The organism is Amycolatopsis sp. NPDC058278 (assembly GCF_042881395.1).
In the GTDB taxonomy this organism is placed as follows: domain Bacteria; phylum Actinomycetota; class Actinomycetes; order Mycobacteriales; family Pseudonocardiaceae; genus Amycolatopsis.
Window position 1 is genome coordinate 49,825 of record NZ_JBHVXZ010000025.1, and the last position, 23,594, is coordinate 73,418.

The window sequence follows — 23,594 nt, forward strand, 5'->3', positions numbered from 1 at the left end:
TCGATTCGGTTTACCTCGGTTTCGCGGCCGCCTTCTGCGCCGCCGCAGCCTGCGAGCCCTGCTTGGGCGGGAGGGTGTCGGGCGGGCACTTGGTGTGGTCGGGCTCGGTGCACCCGTTCAGGTTGTAGGTGTCGATTTTGGCCTCGTTGCCCTTGCCCTTGCTCATGCCGGAGAGCAGCGGGGTGAGGTCCTGGCTGCCGGAGCCGCAGTCACGGAATTCGGGCAGCTCGAAGTTCGGGTCCTGGATGTGGCCGGTGGTGAAGGGGTCGTAATGACCGCTGACATTGAGGGTGATGGGGTCTTTCGTCACGCAGTCGGGGCCGACGTCGACCGGGACGCCGTTGATCTTCACGCCACTCACCCGGCCCTTCACGTTCAGCTTGGTGCTCAGCCAGATCTCGCCGTCGTCGCCGGTGTACAGCCCGCCGCCGATTTCGATCATCTTGCTGTTGAGGTAGTCCTCCGGCAGGAACTCGACGGTCGCCGTCACCGGCACGAACCCGAAGGCGAGGAACGTGGTGGTCGCCGGCTTGAACACGGCCGACCCGGACACCCGGGACTCGCCGGTGTCGAGGTCCACCGAGAAGAACCCGTTGATCAGGAGGGCGGGGTCGGACACGACGGTCGCGCCCAGCCTCTTGATGGTCGACTTCGTGAAGATGGTGATGAGGCCGAGCGGCACGGTGTATTCGTTCGCGGGTGGGGGTTCGTCTTCCTGCGCGGCTGCCGCACCGAGAGCGGCCTTCTGCTCGGGACCCGGCGTCGCCGTCGGCTGGACGAGGATCGTGCCCAGCGTCGCCTGCTGATCGGCGTCCAGGGTGCACGCGACCGGCGGCGCCGGCTGGGCGGCGGCGGGCGTGGCCGGCGCGTCGGGAGCGGCGGGAGTGGCGGCCGCGTCGGGCGCGGGGACGGCGGCCAGCGCGAGCGTCGGCGCGGTGACGTCGAAGATGACGGCGCCGATGGTGTTGATCGCGATCTCCGGCACGTCACCGGTGGCGGTGAGATTGACGTCGCCGGTTTCCGGCAGGGGCGTCGGGGCCACGGTGAGGGGGACCGGGATCTTGTCCGAGCGTTCGCCCTGGTGCACCGTGAGGTCGAGCTGCATCGCGCCCTGCACCGAACCGGCCGTGGCGCCGGCGGGCAGGAGCGACAGCGCGACGTCGCGGGGGAGGCTCAACTGCACCGAGTACTTGCTGATCGTCGCCGAGGTGCCCGTCTTCGCTTGGCTGGGCAGGGTCGCCGACGTCGCGACGGTGAGCTTGCGCGAGCCGAGCGGATCGGCGAAGGGACAGGTCACCGAGACCGACGCCGTCGCCGTCTTCTCCGGCGGGGCCTCGGGCGCGGGAGCGGCCGAACCGACCCCGGTCAGTGCGCCGTTCGCCGCGGACAGCAGGCCGGCGGCCGCCAGCGCGGTCACCGTGACGGAGCGGGGCCGGACTCGACGGGGCATCGGTTTCCCTGGTGTGTTCGGAAGCGGAGACGGAAGATCCCGGTGCGGACCCGGCGAGGGGCCCGCACCGGGAAACCCGGTCAGGAGACGGTGATGCTCGGGCTGAACGCGGTGTTCTGCGCCGGGTTGGTGACCTTCAGGGTGCAGTTCATCGTCCACGGCGTCCAGGTGTTGTTCGACTTCTTGTGGAACTCGAGGCTCGCCGTGACCGTGTTGCCCATCGACAGGGTGTCGGTGCCCGCCTCCGCCGGAGCGGTGTAGGTCGGGACGCTCGAGGTCTCGACCTGCGAGATGTTCACCGTGATCGCGCCGCCGGCCGGGTAGATGACCTCTGGAATTTCCAGCCCGGTGGCTGCCGGCTGCGACAGGGTGCCGGACGCCGCCGTCACCGGCACCGTGGCGGTGCCGCGGATGCCGTCGTAGCCGACCGCGGTGAGCAGCGCGTGGACACCGGCGCTGATCGTCGCGGCGCCGCCCACGTTGGCCGGGGTGAGGGTGCCGCCCGCCGCGACGGAGTCCTCGGCGTCCAGGTGCGACGTGACGAGGACCGGCTGCGGCGAGACGCCGGGGAAGGTGCAGGTGTAGGTCAGGGGCGTGGTACCGCCGGCGGTGTAGGTGACCGTGGCGGCGGCCGCGGTGCCGGCGGTCAGCACCGCGATGGCGCCGACGGCGGTAGCGGTGGTCGCGATTCCGGCGGACAGCCTGCTGAGTCGGGACATACCCATCTCCTTTGATTCAGTACAGTCTCGGCTTTGGCTGATCGATTGCTCGCCGTCGTTGCTCTCCGATCACGTTCGCCCGCCCCCATTGCCCCGAGCGGCGGGACGTGAATTCACCGACGTGCGAGGTGGAGGTCCATCTGCCGGGAATGAGGCTACTCGTGAGTTCATTACGGAACAAGACTTTGTGGCATCGTCAGTCCGCCGCGCCGAGGCGGCTCGGGTTTCTTGTTCGCGCCCGCGCAGGACCGGCGGTGGTTTCATCGGATCTTGACAAAGAACCACCGCGTGGCCGAACGGTGCCGAGAACGGTCTACCATTCACGATCTTGCCGAAGCAATCCGGGATAACGAAACGCGAGAAAGGAGGCTACCGTGCCACTTACTTCACGTTGTGAACGGGTATCGCTCAGGGGAGCCGTATTGACGGTCTCGGCGGCGATGGCCCTGTCGCTCTGTGCGTCGCCGGCGTCCGCGGCCACCGTGGGCGGGGTGATCGCCTGGGGGAAGCCGGACTTCGGCGTCACCGCTCCCCCGGCGGAGGCGCTGACCGGGGTCACCGCCGTGTCGGCGGGCACCACGACCGTGCTCGCCTTGAAGGGCGGGGCGGTCCTCGCGTGGGGCGCGAACAACTGGGGCGCCAACGAAGTGCCCGCCGCGGCGTTGTCCGGGGTCGGCCAGATCGCGTCGGGCTGGGGGCACGAGCTCGCGCTCAAGAACGGCACGGTCCTGGCGTGGGGCAACGACTGGTACGGCCAGACCGACCTGCCCGCCTCGGTGACCAGCGGCGTCACGGCGATCTCGACGTCCTACATGCACAGCCTGGCCCTCAAGCAGAGCGGTCAGGTGGTGAGCTGGGGCAGCCGGACCGACGTGCCGGCGGCCGCGCAGTCCGGCGTGACCGCGATCGCCGCCGGTGGCGACCACAACGTGGTGATCAAAAACGGCGGCGTGCTGGCGTGGGGGAGCAACGTCTACGGGCAGACGACCGTGCCGGCGGCCCTGTCGTCGGGTGTCACCGCGGTGTCCGCCGGGTTCCAGCACAGCCTGGCCTTGAAGGACGGCCGCGTCTACGCGTGGGGCCGCAACAACTACGGTCAGGCGACCGTCCCCGATGCGGCCCTGTCGGACGTCGTGGGCATCGATGCCGGGGCCAACCACAACCTGGCCTTCAAGGCCAATGGCGACATCATCGCGTGGGGTTCGAACATCGTCGGCGAGACCATTCCGGACCCGCTCCCGTGCGGGCCGGTCTTCGCGGTTTCGGCCGGGGACAGCGACAGCTTCGGGCTGAAGGAAGATCCCAACGCGCCGTGCTGAGCGGGCGGGTGGCGGGCGGTGCGCCCGCCACCCGGTGGGTCAGCTCGTGGTGTTGGGGGTCAGGGTGAGGTTGATCGTGTTGCCCGGCCCGGAAACCAGGGCGCCGAGCGCGAGGTCGGCGACCCAGCAGTTGGTGAATTCCGGGATCGTGTAGTCGGCCGAGATCGTGATCGGCGAGAAGATGTCGATGTCCTTCGCCACCAGGTTCAGGTCGATCGGGGTCTTCGTCTTGCAGGCACCCGGCACCGTGGGCAGCGGGATGACCGGCGAGAGCAGGCCGACCCAGATGTTGCTGATCTCCATGTTGGCCTTGGCGTGCGTGGTCAGCGTGGAGTCGGCCAGGGTGCCGGTGGCGGGGCCGAGCGGGATCACCTTCACCGTCGCCTTGATCTTGAACAGGCCCGAAACCAGCGAGATGTTCGCCTGGGACGGCGGCAGGCTCAGGTCCGCGCTGAGGCCGACTTCGCCGGTCTCGTCGTTGACGAGCAGGTTGCCGGCCAGAGTGCCGGGGCCGAGGTTCATGGTGCTGCCGGTCTTCTTCACCACCGTGTTGCCGGTCACCGCGAAGGAGACCGGGAACGGGATGACCTCGGCCGACGCCGGGGTCGCGGTGACCACGGTCATCGCCACGGTCGCCGCCGACGTGAGCACGGCCAGTCTCTTCAGCTTCGTTGCCACGGACATGGTTGTCCTCCTTGTGCGTTTCCCGGCCGTTTCCGGGTGCTCCCGGAAACGGTTACGTGCGGTATTGCGGTGGGCCGGGTCAGCGGGCTTCGAGCTCGGTGATGACCCAGCCGCCGGTGGTGTGCTCCGCGGTCACGGAAAGCTGCGCCGCGGCACTGTCGGTCGCATTGTTGTCGGCCCGGACGGCTGATTGATCGAGAAAGACGAGTAACCGCGCGTGGCCATTCTTCAGTTCCTGAACGGCGATGGCGGAAACACGCGAAGTGAGCACGAGTTTCTGCTCCGGCGCCTTGCGCCGGACTTCGGCGAAGAGCTTGTCGTAGGAATCCTTGGCCGACCCGCGCAGCACGGCGGCGGCGGCCTTTTCGGTGACGTCGGTCCGGTCGTAGGAATAGGAGAAGATCCGGTTGACGGCGAGGCTGACGGCGGAGCTGACATCGGCGGTGGCGGCGACGTCGGTGAGAGCCAGGTTCGCGGCGGCGGGAGTGTTCGCGGCGGCGCGGGCTTCGAGGGTGAACCAGGCACCGGCCCCGGTCAGGACGACGGCGGCGGCGAGGAGGAGGACGGGGAGGCGGCGCCAGGCGGGCCGGGGCCTGGCGGGCTCGGCTTCGGTCGCGGAGTCGGTTTCGGTCGGGGCTGCCTCGGCGGCTTCGGCTTCGGCCTGGTCAGCTTCGGCTTCGGGTCCGGCTTCGGCCTGGTCGGCTTCGGCGGCTTCGGGCTCGGCCGCGTGGTCCGCGTGGTCCGCGGGGGAGGCAGCGGCCGCGTCGCCCTCGGCGGTGTTTGCGCCAACGGCGTCAGTGGCAGCAGCGTCGGTTTCGGCCGGCTCGTCCACGGCCGTCTTCGCGCGGCTCATCGGGCACCCACCGGCAGCTGGTCCAGCGCGCTCAGCTTCCACCCGTCCGGCGTCCGGCTCAGCGCCGCCGCGAAGCGGTTGCGCTTGACCGCCGGGGCCGTTCCCTGCTTGGCCATCGTGATCTCCACCGAGGCCAGCATCTTCGCCGTGCCCGCGTGTTCGTCCAGCTCGCTCAGCGCCGCGTCCACCACGCGGCCCGTGGCCACCGTCGCGTTCGACGCCAGGGTCTTCTTCACCGTCTCGTCCGTGCGGGCCAGCTGGTCGTGCAGCGGTCCCGTCGAGGCCGACAGCCACTTGCCAAGGCCGCCGTTCACGTCGTGGTAGTCCAGCGTGTTCAGCTCGGCCACCAGCGTGCGGCCGGTGGCCAGTGCCTCGTCGCGGGCCACCCCGTACGTCACCGAAGACGCGTGGGCCGCCGAGTACCAGGAATACCCCGACCAGCCCGCGAACACGGCCGCCGACGCGGCCAGCACCACCGAAGCGACCTTCACCGCAGCCACAGCATCTCCTCCAGGCTCGTCGCCGTCGCCTGCGTGCCGAGGCCGAGGGGACCGGTCAGCCCGCCCGGCAGCGCCGGGGCCGGGGCCGGCGGGTGCGGCGCGTTCTGCGCGCCGCGCACCGAGCTTTCGTTCCCGTACGGCAGCGTGCAGGCCGCGTCGGTGTTGAACGGCATCGGCGAGAGGTCCGTGCTCGGCCGGTGCGGCGTCTGCTCGTACCCCTGCAGGCACGGCGGCGGGCTGTTGAAGTTCAGCGCCAGCCCCATCTTCAGCGCGTCGCCGGAGTCGTTCAGCGCCGAACCCACCGCCGCCACCGCCTTCGGGGTGTCGACGAGGAACTGCTCCTCCGCCGCGGTGCGGGTGGCGAACACCCGGGACGTCGTCAGCAGGTTGGCCAGCAGGATCGGCAGGCCGGGGTCGTTCTCCTTGAGCAGCCCGCCCAGCTCGGACGCCGCCGGCGGGGCGGCCGCGATCAGCCGCCGCAGGTCGCCGTCGGAACTGGCCAGCTGCTGGGCGAAGACGCGGGCGTTGCTGCTGAACGAACGCCACTCCGCCGAAGACCCGAGCTGGGTGCGCAGCACCGTCGCGCCGTCGCCGATCAGCTTCGACGTCTGCGGCAGGTGGCTGCTCGCCTCCTGCGTGAACGTCGTCGCCGAGTCCATCAGCGCCTGGAGGTCCGGGCCGCTGCCGCGCAGGGCGTCGTCGAGCTCGTTCACCACCGTGCGCAGGTCCTGGGTCGGCACCGACGCGGTGAACGAGTCCAGGTCCGTCAGCAGGCTGTTCACCGGCAGCGGCAGCGTCGTCGACTCGCGCCGGATCACCGAACTGCCGTCGAGGTAGGGCGCGTCGGCCGTGCGCGGCTGCAGGTCGACGTACTGCTCGCCGACCGCCGAGCGGTTCGCCACCACGGCCCGCGAGTCCGCCGGGATGGGCGGGGCCGCGTCGTCGATCAGCAGGTCCGCCTCCATCCCGGTGACGGTGAGCCGCAGCTCGCCGACCCGGCCGACGGCGACACCGCGGTAGGTCACCTCGCCGTTGGTGAACAGCCCGCCGCCTTCGGCGAGCTCGAGCTTCACCGTGTAGCTGCCCGACCCGAACAGCCGGCCGAGCCCGGCGTAGTTGGCGCCGACGAACGCCGTCGTGGCCAGCGCGATCACGATGAACAGGACGACCTGGACGCGTATTCTGCGGCTCAGCATCAGCGGCCTCCGGAGGGGACCGAGGTGGTGCTGCTCGGCAGCGGGGGGAAGATCGGCAGGCCCGACGTCGGGACACCCTCGTTGAGCGGGGGCAGCGGCGCCCCGGGTGCCGGGATCATCGAGACGAAGGCGTTGACGTAGTCGCCCTTCACCGCGCCGAGCACCGAGTCCGGGAACGGGAACGTCGGCAGCATCTGCAGCGACTGCGGCAGGTTCTCCCCGGCCGCGGCCAGCTGGCCCAGGATCGGCGCCAGCGCACGCAGGTCGGCGACCATGTCGTCACGGGTGCGGTCGACGACGTCGGTCGCCACCGTGGAGAGCCGGTCCAGCGACTGCAGCATCGAGACGAGCTGGGTGCGCTGGTCGGTCAGCGTCTGCAACCCCGGCGTGAGGTCGGTCAGCGCGCCGGAGACCTGCTCGTGGCGGTTCGCCAGCGTGGTCGACAGCCGGTTCAGCCCGTCGAGCGCTTCGGTGATGTCCGAGCGGTGCGCGTCCAGGTCGGTCACCAGGGTGTTCACCCCGGACAGGAACGACCGGATCTGGTCTTCGTTGCCGTCCATCACCTTCGACAGTTCCCGGTTGATCGTCTGCAGCTGCCCGATCCCGCCGCCGTTGAGCAGCAGGGACAGGGCGCCGAAGATCTCTTCGAACTCGGGGTTGCGGTTGGTGCGGTCCAGGGTGATCGTGGCGCCGTTCGCCAGCCGCGGTGTCCCGGCGGGTTTCGCGTCGCCGTCCGGCGGGGCCAGCTCGACGAACTTCTCGCCGAGGAGGCTGGACTGGCGCAGCCGCGCGACCGCGTTGGCGGGCAGCACGACGTCGCCGTTGACTTCGAGCACCGTTTCGGCCGTCCAGCCGTCGCCGCCCAGCCGGACTTCCCGCACCCGGCCCACCGGGACGTCCCCGACCTTCACCGCGGCCTGCGGCACGAGGTCGAGCACGTCGGCGAACTGCACGGTCACCGAGTACGGGTGGGCGCCGACGTCGGCGCCGCCGGGCAGGGGCAGGTCGTAGACGCCCCTGAACTCCCCCGACGAGCAGCCGGCGAGCGTCAGGCACCCGATGGTGACGACGGCGAGCATGCGCTTCATCGCCCGCCTCCGTTCGTGTAGACATCACCGGTGACCGGCAACGGCAGTGGCTGGAGGTAGTAGTCGAAGTTGCCGCGGCCGCGCAGCTGCCCGGTGGCCGGGTCGACCGCGTTGAGCACGTTGGTCACCGCGAGCGGGACGTCGTCGAGCGTTTCGGCCAGCGACGCGCGCTGCTCGACGAGGGTCCGCGTCGTCGTCACCAGGTTGTCCACATTGGCCTTGAGCGCGCCGCGGTTGTCGCGGATGAAGCCCTGGACGTCCGCGAGCGCGCGGCCGAGGCCGTCGAGGGCCTGCGCCAGCTCGCCGCTGTTGGCGGCGAGGGTGCCGGAGATCTGGGCCAGCTGCTGGTTGACGTTGCTCACCTGGCTGTCGTTGGTGGCCAGCATGGTGGTGAACTGCTGCAGTTCGCTGACCGTGCCGAAGAGGTCGCTCGAGTTGCCGGCCAGCGTGCGGGCCAGCTGGGCGAAGTTGCGGATGCTGTCGTTGACCGTGCGGCCGTTGCCCTGCAGGTTCTGCGCGCCGGTCTTCAGCAGGTCCGACAGCGCGCCCTGGGAGTTGGCGCCGTTCGGGCCGAGCGCCTTCGAGATCGTGTCGAGGCTGGCGTAGAGCTGGTCGAGCTCCACCGGGGTGGCCGTCCGCTGGATCGGGATCGTCGCGCCGTCCGGCAGCCGCGGCCCGCCGCGGGCCGGCTTGGCGAACTGCAGGTAGCGGTCGGCGACGACGCTGGGCGCGATCACCAGGAGCGTGGTGTCCTCGGCGACGCCGACCGAGCCGTCGATGCTCATGTCCACCTGCACCTGCTCGCCGCGCGGGGCGACCTGGTCGACCTGGCCGATCCGGACGCCGAGCACGCGCACGTCCGAACCGGGGTAGACGCCGACCGCGCGGCTGAAGAACGCCGTGACGTGGTGCTGCCCCGAGCCGGAGAACACCCACCACAGGGCGGCCGTGACGACGAGGGCGAGCAGCAGGGCGGCGGCGACGAAACGGCTCGCCAGTACGCCGGCGCGGGTTGTGGTCAGCACGCTCACTTGGCCCCTCCCGGGTTCTTCGGCGGGGTGCAGGGGTCGTGGTTCTCGGGCAGCAGCCCGCAGAGGTAGGCGTCGATCCAGCGGCCGTTGCCGGTCGTGTTGGTGAGCACCCGGAAGTACGGGCCGGCCAGCTGCAGGCCCCTGCTGAGGTTGTCGTTCTGCCGCTTGAGCAGGTCGGTGACCTGGTTGAGCGACTGCAGGGCCGGCTTGAGCGCGTCGGTGTTGTCCCGCACCAGCCCGCTGAGCTGGCCGGCCAGCCGCGCCGAGCCGTCCAGCAGGTCCCGGATCGCGTCGCGGCGGCTGTTCAGCTCGGTGAGCAGCAGGTTGCCGTCGCCGATCAGCTTCTCGAAGTCCTCGTTGGAGTTCGCCAGCGTCGTGGTCAGCTTCCGGGCGTTGGCCAGCAGCTCGGCGATCTGGCTGTCGCGGCTGGAGACCGTCTTGGACAGCTGGGACAGCCCGTCGAGCGCGCTGCGGACGTGTTCGGGGGAGTTGCGGAAGGTGTCCGACAACGTGGTGAAGCTGTCCGCGAGCTGCTTGGTGTCGATCGCGCCCACGGTGTCGGCGAGGCCGTTGAAGGCGTCGGTGACGTCGTAGGGCGTGACCGTCCGGGTCCGCGGGATGGGCCGGTCCGGGTCCTGGACGGCGTCGCCCGTGGGGTTCAGCGCGAGGAACTTGCGGCCCAGCAACGTCTTGATCTTGATCTCGGCGGACGTGCGGTCGCCGATCCAGGCGTTCTTGACCCGGAAGGAGACGAGGACGTGGTCGTCGGCCAGCTGCACACGGCGGACCTCGCCGACCTTGATGCCGGCGATCCGGACCTCGTCGTCGGACTGCAGGCCGGCGGCTTCGGAGAACTCGGCCTCGTACGTGGTGCCGCCGCCGACGATCGGGAGGTTGTCGTAGTTGAACGTGACGGTGAGCAGCGCGGCCAGCGCGACACTGCCGAGCACGCCGAGGACGAGCGGGTTGCGCTCCTTGAAGGACTTCACGATTCGCACCTCGGCGTGGTGGTCCGCACTCCGCGCGGGGGCGTGGCTTCGAGCGTGGCGCGGCAGAGGAAGAAGTTCATCCACGAGCCGTAGGTGGCGGCCCGGCCGATCTCGTTGAACTTCACCGGCAGGTTGGTCAGGAAACTGTCCACATCGGACTGGTTCTGGGCCAGTGTCCCGGCGACGTCCTTCAGGCCGGCGATGCTGTCCTTCAGCGGCGGGCGGGCCTGCTCGAACAGCCCGGCGGTGGACTCGGTCAGCGCGCCGATCCCGCTGATCGCGTCGCCGATCGCGGCCCGGTCGCCCGCCAGCCCGGACACCAGCTGCCGCAGGGTCGAGACGAGGTTCGCCAGCGCGTCGCCCTTGCCGTTGACGGTCTTGAGCACGTCGTTGAGGTTGCCGATCACCTCGCCGATCACCTTGTCGCGCCCGGCGAGGGTGGTGGTCAGCGAACCGGTGTGCTGCAGCAGGCTCTCGACGGTGCCGCCTTCGCCCTGCAGCACCTGGACGATCTCGCCGGAGAGCTCGTTGACGTCCTTCGGCGACAGCGCCTGGAACAGCGGTTTGAAGCCGTTGAAGAGGTCGGTGAGGTCCAGGGCGGGAGTCGTGCGGTCCAGCGGGATCTCCGCGCCTACGGGCAGTTGCTCCCGGGTGGCGGTGTTCCCCCGTTCGAGGGCGACGTACCGCTGCCCGACCATGTTGCGGTACTTGATGACCGCGCGGACGTCGGCCGGCAGCCGCCGGCCCTGGTCGAGGGAGAACCCGACCACCGCCCGGTTGCGGTCGCCGATCTCCAGGGACTCGACCTGGCCAACGCGGACCCCGGAGATGCGCACGTCGTCGCCGACGTTGAGCGAGGTGGCGTCGAGGAACTTGGCCGTGTAGCGCTCGGCGGAGCCGACGCCGGAGTTCGTGATGGAGATGGCCAGCAGCATCGTCGCCAGCGCCGTGACGGCGATGAAGACGAGGCTCTTGATCAGCGGGGCGGCGATGTTCCTCACTTGAGCGTCACCTCCGTGCCGCGGTAGAGCGGCCCGACGAGCACGCTGCTCCAGGCCGGGACCTCGGCCGTCGGCACCCCGATCGACGGGGCGACCAGCGTGGACAGCAGTTGCTGCTCCTGCGGCGAGTTCGCGACCCCGAGGTCACCCTGGCCGCCGGTGAGCAGCGGGTGCCCGGTGGTCCCCGGGGCGGCCGCGGCGGTGCCGATCGTCGGCGAGACGCCGGAGGGGTAGCACCGCGGCTCGCCGCCGCCGGTGAAGCGCGGGTCGTCCCGGCCGGGCAGGTACTTGCCGCTGTCGGGGACGATCGCGACCTCGGCGTGGAAGCCCGGTTCGTGCGTGCCCGCGCCGAGCACCTTGTCCATGGATTTCCTCAGTGCGTTGAGCGAGCCGATCGTGCAGGCGAAGCTGGGGGAGTACTTCGCCGCGACCTCCAGCGGCGCGCGGCTGTCGGCGGCCAGGGAGATGAGGTTGTCCCGGTTGTTGGCCAGGAAGGTGGCGACCTCCTGGGACGACGACGTCACCTGCTGGTACACCCCGGCCAGGTCGGCCTGCTTCTCCTTGACCGTGCCGAGCGTGACCGCGGAGTCGGTGAGGGCGTCCAGGAGGTCGGGCGCGATGTCGCCGTAGAGCCGGGAAACCCCGGCGAGGTCCCGGAGGTCCGAGGTCAGTTGCGGGAGGTCGGGGTTGAAGTCCTTCAGGTAGTCCGCGGCGGTGTCGATCGTCTTCCCGAGCTGCTCGCCGCGTCCCTCCAGGGCCGTCGAAACCGCGGTCAGCGTCGTCGCCAGCTTCTGCGGCTGGACCGCCTGGAGCACCGGCAGCAGGTTGTCGAAGACCCGTTCCAGCTCGACCGCGTTCGCCGAATGGTCCTGCTCGATGACGTCGCCGGCGACCAGGTGCGGGGCCCGCCCGCCGTCCGGGATGGACAGCTGGACGTACCGCTCGCCGAACAGCGTCTTCGGGACGAGCAGCGCGGAGACGTTGCGGGGCAGCATGTCGACCTTGCCCGGTTCGAGAGCAAGCGCTATCTCGGCGCCCTGCGGCGTCGCCCGGACGTCGCGGATCTCCCCGACGAGCACGCCGCGGGCCTTGACCTGGCCGCCCGGCGAGAGCTGGTTGCCGATGCGGCTCGCCTTGAGCGTCACCGGGACCGTGGTGACGAAGTCCTTGTCGTACACCTTGATGGAGAGGGTCACCAGCACGCCCATCACCACGAGGAACAGCACCCCGGCGGTGCGGACCCCGGCCTTGCGGCGGGTATCGCGTCTCATCCGGCCACCTGCACGGTCGTCGTCGCGCCCCAGATCGCCAGGGACAGGAAGAAGTCGATGACGCTGATCGCGACGATCGCGGTGCGCACCGCGCGGCCCACCGCGACGCCGACGCCGGCCGGGCCGCCGCTCGCGCGGAAGCCGTAGTAGCAGTGCGCCAGGACCACCACGACGCTGAACACCAGGACCTTCCCGAACGACCACAGCACGTCGCCGGGGGGCAGGAACAGCAGGAAGTAGTGGTCGTAGGTGCCCGCGGACTGGCCGAAGAACAGCACGGTGACCTCGCGCGAGGCGAGGTAGCTCGACAGCAGCCCGATCGCGTACAGCGGGATGACGGCGAGGAAGCCGGCGATCACCCGGGTCGTCACCAGGTACGGGACGCTGGGGATGCCCATGACCTCGAGGGCGTCGATCTCCTCGGAGATCCGCATCGCACCCAGTTGCGCGGTGAAGCCGCAGCCGACGGTCGCGCTCAGCGCGAGCCCGCTCACCAGCGGCGCGATCTCGCGCGTGTTGAAGTAGGCGGAAACGAACCCGGCGAACGCCGACGTCCCGACCTGGTTCAGCGCGGAGTAGCCCTGGAGCCCGACGACCGTGCCGGTGGCCACGGTCATCCCGATCATCACGCCGATCGTGCCGCCGATGACGGCCAGCGCGCCGCTGCCGAAGCTGACCTCGGCCAGCAGGCGGACGACCTCGCGCAGGTAGCGGCGCAGGGCCCGCGGCGTCCACGCGATCGCGCGGATGAAGAAGAGGATCTGGTCGCCGAGGGTGTCGAGGAACCCGAACCGGCGGTCGACGGCCTCGCGTACCCGTGCTGTTCTCGGGACTTCCGTGGTCGTCACTTCAGCTCCCCTTGGGCGGAACGAGTTGCAGGTAGACGGTGGTGAGGATCAGGTTCAGCACGAACAGCAGCAGGAACGTGATGACCACGGACTGGTTGACCGCGTCGCCGACGCCCTTCGGGCCGCCCTTGGGGTTGAGGCCGCGGTAGGAGGCGACCACCCCGGCGACGAAGCCGAAGATGAGGGCCTTGATCTCGCTGATCCACAGGTCGGGCAGCTGGGCCAGGGCCGAGAAGCTGGCCAGGTAGGCGCCCGGGGTGCCGTGCTGCATGATCACGTTGAAGAAGTAGCCGCCGAGCACGCCGACGACGCTGACCATGCCGTTGAGGAAGACCGCGACGCCCATCGCGGCGAGCACCCGCGGCACGATGAGCCGCTGGACCGGCGAGACGCCGAGCACCTCCATCGCGTCGATCTCTTCGCGGATGGTGCGGGAACCGAGGTCGGCGCACATCGCGCTGCCGCCGGCGCCGGCGATGAGCAGTGCCGTGACGATCGGGCTGGCCTGCTGGATGATCGCGAGCACGCTCGCCGCGCCGGTGAACGACTGCGCGCCGATCTGCGTGGTCAGCGAGCCGATGTGCAGCGCGATCACCGCGCCGAACGGGATCGAGACCAGCGCCGTCGGCAGGATCGACACGCTCGCGATGAACCAGAACTGCTGGATGAACTCCCGGACCTGGAACGGGCGGCGGAAGGTCAGCCGGACGACGTCGAGACCGAGTCCGTAGAGCCGGCCGGTCTGCCGCAGTGCGGCCGCCCCCGGGAACGACGCCGTCGTCGTCCGTTCGGCCATTAGTGTGCCTCCAGCGGTTTCGGCGGCACGCCGAATACACCCGAGATGACCAAGGGGAAATGGACCGAACGGACTAATTATTGTCGGCCATTCACGGTCTCGGGAGCACCGTGCCGTTTCCTACTGGTCGGTACGCTAACGACGGCCTTGCTGGGAGACAAGAACTTGAGCAAGATCACGGGGTCACGGGCTGGTAACCGCGCATTTCTTGTCCGGTGCTGACAAACGGACCCGATCTTGTTATCAGCGAAGGAAAAGAAACTCGCCTCCCGCCCCCGGCGACGCTTGACGATCCACCCCGGTTTGTCAATTCCCGCGCACGCTTGTCGTGCGGGACGGGTCGACACGCGTGATCAGGAAGCCGACACGCGTGATCAGGAAGCCGACACGCGTGATCAGGGAGACGACACGCCGCGGGAACCCGGGCGGTGCCGTGTCGACCCTGCAATCACGCGTGTCGACCCTTCGGGCACGGTCAGGACTTGAGGGCGGCGAGGAGTTCGTAGGAGCGGACGCGGTCGGCGTGGCCGTGGACCATCGTGGTGACCATCAGCTCGTCCGCGCCGGTGTCGGCCAGCAGCTGCTCGAGTCCCTTTTGGACGGTTTCCGGCGAGCCGACGACGCTGGAGCCGAAGCGCTCGGCCAGGAACGCGCGGTCCATCTCGGTGTACGGGTACTCCGCGGCCTCTTCCGGCGTCGGCAGCGCGATCGGGCGGCCGCGGCGGAGGCTGAGGAACGTCAGCCCGGACGGCCCGGCCAGGAAGCGGGCGCGCTCGTCGGTCTCGGCGGCGACCACGGACACGCCGAGCATCACGTACGGCTCGTCGAGCACCCCCGGCCGGAAGTTCTCGCGGTAGAGCTGGACGGCCGGCACGGTGTTCTCGGCGGCGAAGTGGTGGGCGAAGGAGAACGGTAGCCCGAGCCGACCGGCGAGCTGGGCGCTGAAGCCGCTCGAGCCGAGCAGCCACACCGGCGGCTGGTTGCCCTCGGCCACCACGGCGTTGACCCCGCGCGCCTCCGAATGGGTGAAGTAGCCGATCAGTTCCTGCAGGTGCTCCGGGAAGTTTTCCGCGGACAGCCCGCCCGGGCCGCGCAGGGCCAGCGCCGTGCGCTGGTCGGTGCCGGGCGCGCGGCCGATGCCGAGGTCGATGCGGCCCGGGTGGAACGCCTCCAGGGTGCCGAACTGCTCGGCGACGACCAGCGGCGCGTGGTTGGGCAGCATGATCCCGCCCGAGCCGACGCGGATGCGCTCGGTGGCGTCGGCGACGTGCCCGATCAGCACGACGGTGGCCGAGCTGGCGATGCCGGGCATGTTGTGGTGCTCGGCCAGCCAGTAGCGGTGGTAGCCCAGCCGTTCCGCGGCGCGGGCGAGGTCCAGGGTGTTGCGCAGCGTCTCGCCGACGGTGTTCCCCTCCGAAACGGGGGACAGGTCGAGCACGGACAGCGGCACGTCAGGCAGTGAGCTCACAACCGGGGTCAACGCCCCGGTGCCGCCATTGCTTCCCGAAGTGCCGCCGGATCACCGCCGCGGAAGGTCACGACGCCGTCCGGCCGCACGAGCAGCGCGTCGGCCGGGGCGTCCGGGCAGGCGGCTGTGACGATCTTCACGCCCGGACCGGCGGTTTCCCGCAGGTCGGCGCGGTCGGCGAAGTCGAACAGCACGGTCCGCGCGGCGCGCATGACTTCCGCCACCCGGGTCGGCTCGCCACCGACGGTCAGCGGCAGGTCGGGGACGTACGGGAGCTCGTCGGCGTCCCGCAGGAGCCCGGCCAGGTGCCGGGTCGCGTCGGGAAACGCGGCCAGTTCGCCGAAGAGCGTCCGCAGGGCGTCGCCGTCCTCGCCGGTCAGGCGGTCGAGCAGGGCCTGGACGCGGGTCTGCGTCAACGTCCGCGCGGCCACCGGGTGCCGCTCGGCGTGGTAGCTGTCGAGCAGCGCCTCCCCGGCGGTTCCACGGACGACGGCGGCGAGCTTCCAGCCGAGGTTGACCGCGTCCAGCAGCCCGACGTTGAGCGAGGAACCGCCGGCGGGGAAGAGGTGCGCGGCGTCGCCGGCCAGGAACACGCGGCCGGCCCGGTACTGCGAGGCGAGCCTCGCCGAGCTCGCCGTTCGCGACAACCACAGCGGTTCGCCCAGCGGTAGGTCGATGCCGAGGACCCGCCGGACGGCGGCGCGGAACTCGTCGAGCGTCGGCTCGCCGGGCGGCTCCGGCGTCACTTCGCGGACGCCGGCGATCACGACGCCCGGCGTCAGCGAGGTCACCAGCACCCGGCCGCCGGGACGGCGGTTCCAGCCGCGCTCCAGTCCTGTCACCGTGGCGAAGAGGTCCACGTCCGCCCGGAAATGCCCGAGGCGCATCAGCTCGTCGCCGGTGGTGCCGGGGAAGCCGATACCGGCCAGCTCGCGGACGCGGCTGCGCGCGCCGTCGCAGCCGACGATGTACCGAGGCTCGATGCGGTACTCCCCGTCCGGGCCGCGGACGGTGCCGAGGTCCACCAGTTCGTGGCCGCGCCGGAGTTCGACGCCGAGCTCGGTCGCGCGCTCTGCCAGCAGGGCCTCCATCCGTGGCTGCTGCAGCATGAGCCCGCGCAGTGGCGTGTCCGGCCCGGACAAGTCGAGGGGGACCGGACCGAAGGGGAAGCCGGGCAAGGGGCCGGCGAACGTCGCCTCGGCCCGGAACCGGTCGAGGAGTCCCCGGTGGTCCAGCTGCTCGACGATCCGGCCGCCGAGCCCGTTCGCACGCGGCCGCCGGTCCGGTTCGGTCCGCCGGTCCAGGACCACCACCTTCGCGCCGCCGAGCCGCAGCTCCGCCGCCAGCATCAGGCCCACCGGGCCCGCTCCGATCACCGCTACGTCCATCACGCCCTCCAGATTGTCAGTTCAAACTGACGCGAGTGTCAGGCTAGACTGACATCCGTGGAAGCGGAAGAGCTTTCGGGACGCGTCTCGGAAACGGACCCGGCGGTGGCGTTGCGGGCGGTGGGCGCCCTGCACCGGCTCGCCGAGCAGGTCGAAGCGGCGGCCGTCGCGCACGCGCGGGAGCGGGGCTGGTCGTGGGAGCAGATCGGGGACGCGCTCGGCGTCGCCCGGCAGTCCGTGCACGCCAAGTACGGGAAGTGAGGTGGCTCGTGCTCGACCGGCTGATCGCCAAGAGCCCGTTCGCCGTGGTGGTGACGGCGGCCCTGGAGGAGTCCCGCCGCCGCGGCGACCGGCGGCTCGGCACCGAACACCTGCTGCTGGGCCTGTTGCACGACCCGGACAGCGCGCTCGCGCTCGGCATCGGCCTGGCCGAGGCTCGCGCGGCCCTGGACCGCCTGGACCGGGCGGCCTTGGCGGCGCTCGGCATCGAGGTCGAAGGCCTCCGCCCGGCCGAAGTCCCGGCGCGGCGCGGAAAGCTGACGCTGGGAGCGCTCACCTCCGGTGCGCGCGCGGTCGTCAACGAGGCGATCGGCGGGACGCCGCGGCCGCGCGATCCGGCGCGGCTGCTGCGGGTGCTGGTGAAGCTGACCCCGCCCGACCCGGCGGCCGATTTGCTGGCGGAACTCGGCGTCGACCGGGAAGCGGTTCACCGGTCGCTGGATTCGCGCACCTGATCGCGCGCTTTTGGCTACGGTGGGCGAACCGGAAAATGAACAACAGGAGGACCGGGTGCCGCGTCCCGAGCGACCCTTGGATGCCGGGGACGATCTGCTGATCGAATTCGCCGCCGATCTCCGGCGGTTGCGCGAGAGCGCCGGAAATCCGACCTACCGCGAGCTCGGGCGGCGCGCGCACTACTCGGCGGGGACGCTGTCGGAAGCCGCCGGCGGGCGGAAACTCCCCAGCTTGGCGGTCACCCTGGCCTACGTCCGGGCCTGTGGCGGGGTGCCGGGGGAATGGGAGGAACGCTGGCACGCCGTCGCCGAAGAGTCGCGCGCGGAGGGTACCGGTTCACCGCTCGAGCCGGAACCAGGGGAAATTCCGCCGTACGTCGGGCTGGCCGCTTTCACGCCCGCCGACTCGGACCGATTCTTCGGCCGGGAACGACTTGTCGAAAAAGTTGTCGAACGGCTCGGGAGACAACGTTTTCTCGCTGTCCTCGGCGCGTCCGGCTCGGGGAAGTCGTCCCTGCTGCGGGCCGGTCTGCTGCCTTCGGTGAAGGGCCCGGCCCTGCTGCTCACCCCGGGGCACCGCCCGCTGCAGGAGTGCGCGGTCAAGTTCGGCGCCGCGCTCGGCGTCGCGCCCGGGGCCCTGCTCGACGACTTCGCCGCGCACCCGCGCAACCTCGGCCTCGCCGCCCGTCAGCTGGCCGACGGCGAGGACGAAGACCTCGTGCTGGTCGTCGACCAGTTCGAGGAGGTCTTCACCCTCTGCCAGGACGACCAGGAGCGGGCCCGGTTCCTCGACGCCCTCGTCACCGCGACCACCGAACCCGGCAGCCGCACCCGGGTCGTGCTCGGCATCCGCACCGACTTCTACACCCACTGCGCGCGGCACGCCGAGCTCGCCGAGGCCATGCAGGACGCCCAGGTCCTGGTCGGCCCGATGACGACCGAGGAGCTCCGGCAGGCGATCTCGCGGCCCGCCGTCGACACCGGGTACCGCGTCGAGAACGCCCTGGTCTCCCGGCTCGTCGCCGATGCCACCGGCCAGCCCGGGGTGCTGCCGCTGCTTTCGCACGCGCTGCTGGAGACGTGGCGGCGGCGCCGCGGCACCACGCTGACCCTGGCCGGCTACGAGTCGACCGGCGGCATCGAGCGGGCCATCGCGCAGACGTCCGAAGGCACCTTCGCGAAGCTTTCCCCGCGTCAGCAGGGGCTGGCGCGGCAGGTCTTCCTCCGCATGACCGCGCTCGGCGAAGGCACCGAAGACACCAAGCGGCGCATCGGCCGCGCCGAGCTCGACGCCGACGACACCGACGACACCGACGACACCGACACCGCCGTGGTTCTCGCCGAGCTGGCCGCGGCCCGGCTGGTCACCCTCGACGACACCGGCATCGAGATCGCCCACGAAGCCCTCATCCGCGGCTGGCCGCGCCTGCGCGAGTGGCTCACCGAAGACCGCGAAGGCCTGCGCGTCCACCGGCAGCTCACCGAGGCGACCGGCGCCTGGGAAGCCGTCGACGAGGACCCGGGCTGGCTCTACCGCGGCACCCGGCTGGCCATCGCCCGGGAGTGGGCCGCGCGCCAGGACGCCGCGCTGTCGCGGCGCGAACGGCGGTTCCTCGACGCCAGCCTCGCCGTCGAACACGCCGAGCGGGACCGCGACCGCCGCCGCACCCGGCGGCTTCGCCAGCTGGTCGCGCTCCTCGCGGTGCTGCTGGTCGTCGCCGTGACCGCCACCGTCTACGCCGTGCGCGCCGAGACCACGGCCACCGAGCAGCGCAACGACGCGCTCGCGTACAAGGTCGCCGGTCAGGCGCTGGCCATGCGCGCCACCAACCCGGCGCTGGCCGCGCAGCTCGCGCTCGCCGCGTACCGCCTCGATCCCGGGGCCGACGAGCGCAGCGGCCTGCTCGGCATGTTCGGTTCGCCGTACGCGACGCGGCTCACCGGGCACACCGGCCGGGTCAACACCGTCGCCCTCCGCCCGGACGGGCGGGTCATCGCCACGGCCAGCTGGGACGGCACGGCCCGGCTCTGGGACGTCCACGACCCGCACCACCCGGTGCCGCTGGGCGTGCTCACCGGGCACGAAGGCAACGTGAACAACATCGCCTTCGCGGCCGACGGCCGGACCGTCGCCACCGCGGGCTTCGACGGCACCGTCCGCGTCTGGGACGTCTCCGACCCGGCGCGGCCGGGGCCCGGCACGACGATCGAGCGGCACGAGGGCAAGGCCTACGCCGTGGCGTTCAGCCCCACCGCGCCGCTGCTGGCGACCGCCGACGTCAAGGGCACGATCCGGCTCTACGACACCACCGACGCCGCCCACCCGAGGCCGTCCGGGGAACTGACCGGGCACACCTCCTACGTCAACAACCTGGCCTTCAGCGGCGACGGCCGGCTGCTCGCCTCGGCGTCGGCCGACAAGACCGCGCGCGTCTGGGACGTCGCTTCACGGACCCAGCTCGGCGTCGTGGCCGGGCACACCGACGTCGTGCACTCGGTCGCGTTCAGCCCCGGCGGGCCCGTGCTCGCCACGGCGAGCCAGGACCAGACCGCGCGGCTGTGGGACATCGCCGACCCGGCCCACCCGGCGCCGCTGGCGTCGCTCACCACCCACAAGGCGATCGTGCGCTCGGTGGCCTTCACCGCGGACGGGCGCACGCTCGCCACCACCGGCTTCGACCGCACGGCCCGGCTGTGGGACGTCGCCGACCCGAGGCAGCCGCGTGAGCTGCCGTCGCTGCCCGGGCACACCAGCGCCGTCGTCTCGGCGGTGTTCACCCGCGACGGCCGCACCCTCGCCACGGCCAGCGACGACCAGTCCGCCCGGCTCTGGGACCTGCCCGGGCCCGGCATCGCCGCGCACACGGCCCAGGCGTGCCACGTGACCTTCGGCCCCGGGGGCAAGCTGCTGGCTTCCGGCGGCTACGACCAGACCGTGCGGCTGTACGACCGCACCGACCCGCGCGCGCCGCGGGAGCTGGCCACGATCGGCGGGTTCGGCGACGCGGTCTGCGGCATCGCCGTCAGCCCGGACGGCCGGACACTGGCCACCGGCAGCTGGGACCACACGATGGCCTTGCGGGACATCACCGATCCGGCCCGCCCCGGGCCGCCGGTGGTGTTCAACCGGCTCCACGACGACGTCGACGCCGTCGTCTTCAGCCCGGACGGCCGGCTGCTCGCCACCGCGGGCGACGGCCACACGGCCCGGCTCTGGGACCTGGCTGACCGCACCCGGCCGGTCGAGATCGCGAAGCTCGAGGGCCACGACGACGACGTCCACACGATCGCCTTCAGCCCCGACGGCCGGACGCTCGCCACCGCCGGCTGGGACCACACCGCGCGGCTCTGGGACATCTCGTCGCCCCGGGCCCCGCGGCCGCTCGCGAAGCTGACGGGGCACACCGACACGATCTTCTCGATCGCCTACAGTCCCGACGGCCGGCACGTCGCCACGGCGAGCGCCGACCGGATGGTGCGCCTCTGGGACGTCACGGACCCGGCGCGCGTGCCGCCCCCGGTGGTGCTGGACGGCCACGCGGACGTCGTCATGTCCGTGTCGTTCAGCGGTGACGGCCGGACGCTGGCGTCCGGCAGCTACGACCGGACGATCCGGCTGTGGGACGTCGCCACGGCGACGCCGTACGCGGTGCTGCCCGAGCAACGCGACCGCGTCTACGCCGCGCAGTACGCGCCGGACGGCCACACGCTGGCGGGCGGGGGAGCGGACGGCACCGTGCGGTTCTGGGAGGCCGATCCGGACCGCGCGGCCGAGCGGATCTGCGCGGCGGTGTCACCGCGGATCACCGAAGCCGAGTGGAGCGAAAGCTTCCCGGACCTCGGTTACGCGCCGCCCTGCCCCTGACCGGGTTGTTCGGCGTTGTTGTTCGGTGGGTGAGCGCGGACACCGAACAACCCGGATCGGCTAGACATGGCGTTGGACGAGCTCGTCCCACGACGTTCATTTCACCGGGGGTCTGAAGGGCTCCTTCGAGGGCACGGGAACCCGCCTCCCGCCCCCCGAAGGGGCCCTTCAGCGTCTCCCCGGGCGCTCGGGTCAGGCGGCCGGGATCCAGTCGGGGTTCGAGGCCAGCACGATCAGCTGCTGCGTCGCGCGGGTCAGCGCCACGTACAGCACCCGGCGGCCGGTCGTCGATTCCGTGATCAGGTCGACCGGTTCCACCAGCACCACCGCGTCGTACTCCAGGCCCTTCGAATCCAGGCTGCCCACGACCTTCAGCCGCTCGTCCGCCAGCCCCGGCAGCCAGCCCGCGACCTCCGGCACCCGGTCCATCGCGGTGATGACGCCGACCGTGCCCTCGACCGCGCCCAGCAGCTCCTTCACCGCCGCCTGCGTCGCCGCGGCCAGGCCGGCCGCCTCCACCGGGCGGACCTCCGGCTCCACCCCGGTGCGGCGGACCGCCACCGGCAGCTCGCCGGACTCCGCGTGCCCGGCCACCACCTTCGCCGCCAGGTCGAAGATCTCCGCCGAGTTCCGGTAGTTCGTGCGCAGCGTGAACCGCCGCCGGGCCGTCTTGACGCCGAACGCCTGGTCCCGCGCCGAAGCCGCTTCCGCCGGGTCCGGCCACGAGCTCTGCACCGGGTCGCCGACCACCGTCCAGCTCGCGTACTTGCCGCGCCGGCCGACCATCCGCCACTGCATCGGCGAAAGGTCCTGCGACTCGTCGACGACCACGTGCGAGTACTCGTCGTAGTGCTCCGGCCGCGTCGGCGCGCCGCCCGAGCGCTGCGGCTCCACCTCGATCACCTGGCGCCGCTTGCGCTTCGGCTCCGGCCCGGTCAGGACGCGCAGCTCGTCCAGCAGCGCCACGTCCGCGATCGACCAGCCCCGCGACCGGTCCGCGAAGTCCGCGGCCAGCATCGAGATCTCGTGGCGGTTCAGGACGCCCTTCGCCGCCGAGGCCAGCCGCTTCTCGTCGCCCAGCCACTTGAGGATCTGCGCCGGGTACAGCACCGGCCACCACACGACGAGGAAGCGGTGGAAGTCGATCCGCTCGCCCAGGTCGGTGATCAGCTCGGCGCGGTCGAACTGCTTGCCGTCGTCCTTCGCGTGCTCCTCGGCCTTCGCCGCCAGCGCGTCCAGCAGCATCTCGGCCGCCCGGATCCGCGACCGGTTCGGCGGCGCGCCCTGCGTGTGGGCCTTGCGGCGGACCTTCTCCAGCTCGCGCGCGTTCAGCTTGAGGACCTCGCCGCGGTAGACGATCCGCATCTCCTCCGGCGCCTCGGGCGGCGTGTCGCGCAGCGCCCGCAGCAGCACCTTCCGCATCCGCAGCGACCCCTTGACCGCGGCGAGCGGCGCCGCGTCCTGCCGCGTCGCCTCCAGGCCGTCGAGGACTTCGCCGAGCGCGCGCAGTTCGACGTTCGTTTCACCCATGGAGGGGAGGACCCGCGAGATGTAGCTGGTGAACACCCCCGACGGCCCGATGACCAGCACCCCGGCCCCGCCGAGCTGACGCCGGTAGCGGTAGAGCAGGTAGGCGGCGCGGTGCAGGGCGACCGCGGTCTTGCCGGTGCCCGGCCCGCCGGTGATCTCGGTGACGCCCCGCCAGGGCGCCCGGATGACCTCGTCCTGCTCCTTCTGGATGGTCGCGACGATGTCGCGCATCTTCTCGCCGCGCGAGCGCCCCAGCGCGGCCATCAGCGCGCCTTCGCCGACGATCTGCATGTCCTCGGGGACGGCGTCGGCGATCAGGACGTCGTCGTCGACGTCGAGGACGTTCTGGCCGGAGCAGCGGATCACGCGCCGCCGCACGACGTCCATCGGCTCTTCGGCCGTGGCCTGGTAGAACGCGGCCGCGGCCGGCGCGCGCCAGTCCGTGACGAGGTTGTCGAACTCCGCGTCGCGGATGCCGAGGCGGCCGACGTAGGTGCGTTCACCCTCGCGGTCGTCGAGCCGGCCGAAGACGAGCCCTTCGTACTCGGCGTCGAGCGTCTGCAGCGTCTGGTTGGCGTGGTGGACCATCATGTCGCGCTCGAACAGCATCGACGCCTGCTCGAAGATCGCCTCGCGCTGCGCTCCCTGGCCGATCTCATAGCCCTTCGTGCGCATCGCCTCGGCCTGGGCCTTCAGTTCGTCCAGACGGGTGTACACGCGATCGACGTGGGCTTGTTCGATGGCGATCTCGGCCCGTCTGACCCGAGGTTCGGACACGCATGGCTCCTTGACAGCTTTGGGATCGCCTCCGAGGGCGAAGAACGACTCTACGCGGTGGCCCGGGCGGGGACACCCGTGTCCCGG

The 23,594-nt window shown here is 71.3% G+C and carries 20 protein-coding genes; 4 read left to right on the forward strand and 16 right to left on the reverse strand.

Annotation, left to right across the window (positions count from 1 at the left end):
* Positions 1-10 precede the first annotated feature (10 nt).
* The gene (locus tag ACFVYA_RS15625) at positions 11-1,450 is read right to left on the reverse strand and encodes a DUF6801 domain-containing protein (protein ID WP_387045498.1); all 1,440 of its coding nucleotides are present in this window, start codon (positions 1,448-1,450) and stop codon (positions 11-13) included.
* 80 nt (positions 1,451-1,530) lie between these two features.
* The gene (locus ACFVYA_RS15630) at positions 1,531-2,169 is read right to left on the reverse strand and encodes a DUF6801 domain-containing protein (RefSeq protein ID WP_285989072.1); all 639 of its coding nucleotides are present in this window, start codon (positions 2,167-2,169) and stop codon (positions 1,531-1,533) included.
* Between the two features lie 422 nt (positions 2,170-2,591).
* On the opposite strand from ACFVYA_RS15630, the gene ACFVYA_RS15635 reads away from it, so the two are divergent.
* Positions 2,592-3,488 (forward strand): RCC1 domain-containing protein, encoded by an 897-nt coding sequence (locus tag ACFVYA_RS15635; protein WP_387045500.1) that lies wholly within the window; start codon positions 2,592-2,594, stop codon positions 3,486-3,488.
* 39 nt (positions 3,489-3,527) lie between these two features.
* Here ACFVYA_RS15635 and ACFVYA_RS15640 read toward each other — a convergent pair whose 3' ends face one another.
* From ACFVYA_RS15640 to ACFVYA_RS15700, 13 genes are all read right to left on the reverse strand, one after another.
* Entirely contained in the window at positions 3,528-4,172 is a 645-nt protein-coding gene (locus ACFVYA_RS15640; protein ID WP_387045501.1) for a hypothetical protein, read from the reverse strand.
* A gap of 79 nt (positions 4,173-4,251) precedes the next feature.
* Positions 4,252-5,025, reverse strand: coding sequence for a hypothetical protein (locus ACFVYA_RS15645; RefSeq protein WP_387045502.1), 774 nt, complete (start codon positions 5,023-5,025; stop codon positions 4,252-4,254).
* A complete protein-coding gene (locus ACFVYA_RS15650; protein WP_285989076.1) occupies positions 5,022-5,525 on the reverse strand; it encodes a hypothetical protein in 504 nt (167 codons plus the stop codon). Before ACFVYA_RS15650 ends, ACFVYA_RS15645 begins: the two co-directional genes overlap by 4 nt.
* Complete coding sequence (locus ACFVYA_RS15655; protein WP_387045503.1) at positions 5,513-6,721, reverse strand: MlaD family protein; 1,209 nt, start codon at positions 6,719-6,721, stop codon at positions 5,513-5,515. Before ACFVYA_RS15655 ends, ACFVYA_RS15650 begins: the two co-directional genes overlap by 13 nt.
* Positions 6,721-7,809, reverse strand: coding sequence for an MCE family protein (locus ACFVYA_RS15660; RefSeq protein WP_387045505.1), 1,089 nt, complete (start codon positions 7,807-7,809; stop codon positions 6,721-6,723). Before ACFVYA_RS15660 ends, ACFVYA_RS15655 begins: the two co-directional genes overlap by 1 nt.
* Positions 7,806-8,840: an MCE family protein gene (locus ACFVYA_RS15665; protein ID WP_285989077.1), complete on the reverse strand. Its 1,035-nt coding sequence runs from the start codon at positions 8,838-8,840 to the stop codon at positions 7,806-7,808. Before ACFVYA_RS15665 ends, ACFVYA_RS15660 begins: the two co-directional genes overlap by 4 nt.
* Complete coding sequence (locus ACFVYA_RS15670) at positions 8,837-9,829, reverse strand: MCE family protein (RefSeq protein ID WP_285989078.1); 993 nt, start codon at positions 9,827-9,829, stop codon at positions 8,837-8,839. The genes ACFVYA_RS15665 and ACFVYA_RS15670 overlap by 4 nt, the downstream gene beginning before the upstream one ends.
* Entirely contained in the window at positions 9,826-10,830 is a 1,005-nt protein-coding gene (locus ACFVYA_RS15675; protein ID WP_387045507.1) for an MCE family protein, read from the reverse strand. Before ACFVYA_RS15675 ends, ACFVYA_RS15670 begins: the two co-directional genes overlap by 4 nt.
* A complete protein-coding gene (locus ACFVYA_RS15680; protein WP_387045510.1) occupies positions 10,827-12,101 on the reverse strand; it encodes an MCE family protein in 1,275 nt (424 codons plus the stop codon). The genes ACFVYA_RS15675 and ACFVYA_RS15680 overlap by 4 nt, the downstream gene beginning before the upstream one ends.
* Complete coding sequence (locus ACFVYA_RS15685) at positions 12,098-12,949, reverse strand: MlaE family ABC transporter permease (protein ID WP_387045512.1); 852 nt, start codon at positions 12,947-12,949, stop codon at positions 12,098-12,100. The genes ACFVYA_RS15680 and ACFVYA_RS15685 overlap by 4 nt, the downstream gene beginning before the upstream one ends.
* A gap of 1 nt (position 12,950) precedes the next feature.
* The gene (locus tag ACFVYA_RS15690) at positions 12,951-13,745 is read right to left on the reverse strand and encodes an ABC transporter permease (protein WP_285989082.1); all 795 of its coding nucleotides are present in this window, start codon (positions 13,743-13,745) and stop codon (positions 12,951-12,953) included.
* Between the two features lie 475 nt (positions 13,746-14,220).
* On the reverse strand, positions 14,221-15,213 hold the full coding sequence (locus ACFVYA_RS15695) for an LLM class flavin-dependent oxidoreductase (RefSeq protein WP_387045515.1): 993 nt from the start codon (positions 15,211-15,213) through the stop codon (positions 14,221-14,223).
* Between the two features lie 8 nt (positions 15,214-15,221).
* Entirely contained in the window at positions 15,222-16,601 is a 1,380-nt protein-coding gene (locus tag ACFVYA_RS15700) for an FAD-dependent monooxygenase (protein ID WP_387045517.1), read from the reverse strand.
* A 57-nt stretch (positions 16,602-16,658) separates the two neighbouring features.
* On the opposite strand from ACFVYA_RS15700, the gene ACFVYA_RS15705 reads away from it, so the two are divergent.
* The 3 genes from ACFVYA_RS15705 to ACFVYA_RS15715 all read left to right on the forward strand — a co-directional run bounded on the left by ACFVYA_RS15705 (position 16,659) and on the right by ACFVYA_RS15715 (position 21,200).
* Complete coding sequence (locus tag ACFVYA_RS15705; RefSeq protein WP_013223678.1) at positions 16,659-16,862, forward strand: helix-turn-helix domain-containing protein; 204 nt, start codon at positions 16,659-16,661, stop codon at positions 16,860-16,862.
* Positions 16,859-17,335, forward strand: a complete 477-nt coding sequence (locus ACFVYA_RS15710; RefSeq protein ID WP_387045520.1) for a Clp protease N-terminal domain-containing protein — start codon at positions 16,859-16,861, stop codon at positions 17,333-17,335. Before ACFVYA_RS15705 ends, ACFVYA_RS15710 begins: the two co-directional genes overlap by 4 nt.
* A gap of 76 nt (positions 17,336-17,411) precedes the next feature.
* Positions 17,412-21,200, forward strand: coding sequence for a hypothetical protein (locus ACFVYA_RS15715; protein WP_387045579.1), 3,789 nt, complete (start codon positions 17,412-17,414; stop codon positions 21,198-21,200).
* 192 nt (positions 21,201-21,392) lie between these two features.
* On the opposite strand, the gene ACFVYA_RS15720 is transcribed toward ACFVYA_RS15715, so the two are convergent.
* Positions 21,393-23,507 carry a HelD family protein gene (locus ACFVYA_RS15720; RefSeq protein ID WP_387045523.1) on the reverse strand — a complete coding sequence of 705 codons (2,115 nt, stop codon included), beginning with the start codon at positions 23,505-23,507 and terminating at the stop codon, positions 21,393-21,395.
* Positions 23,508-23,594 lie beyond the last annotated feature (87 nt).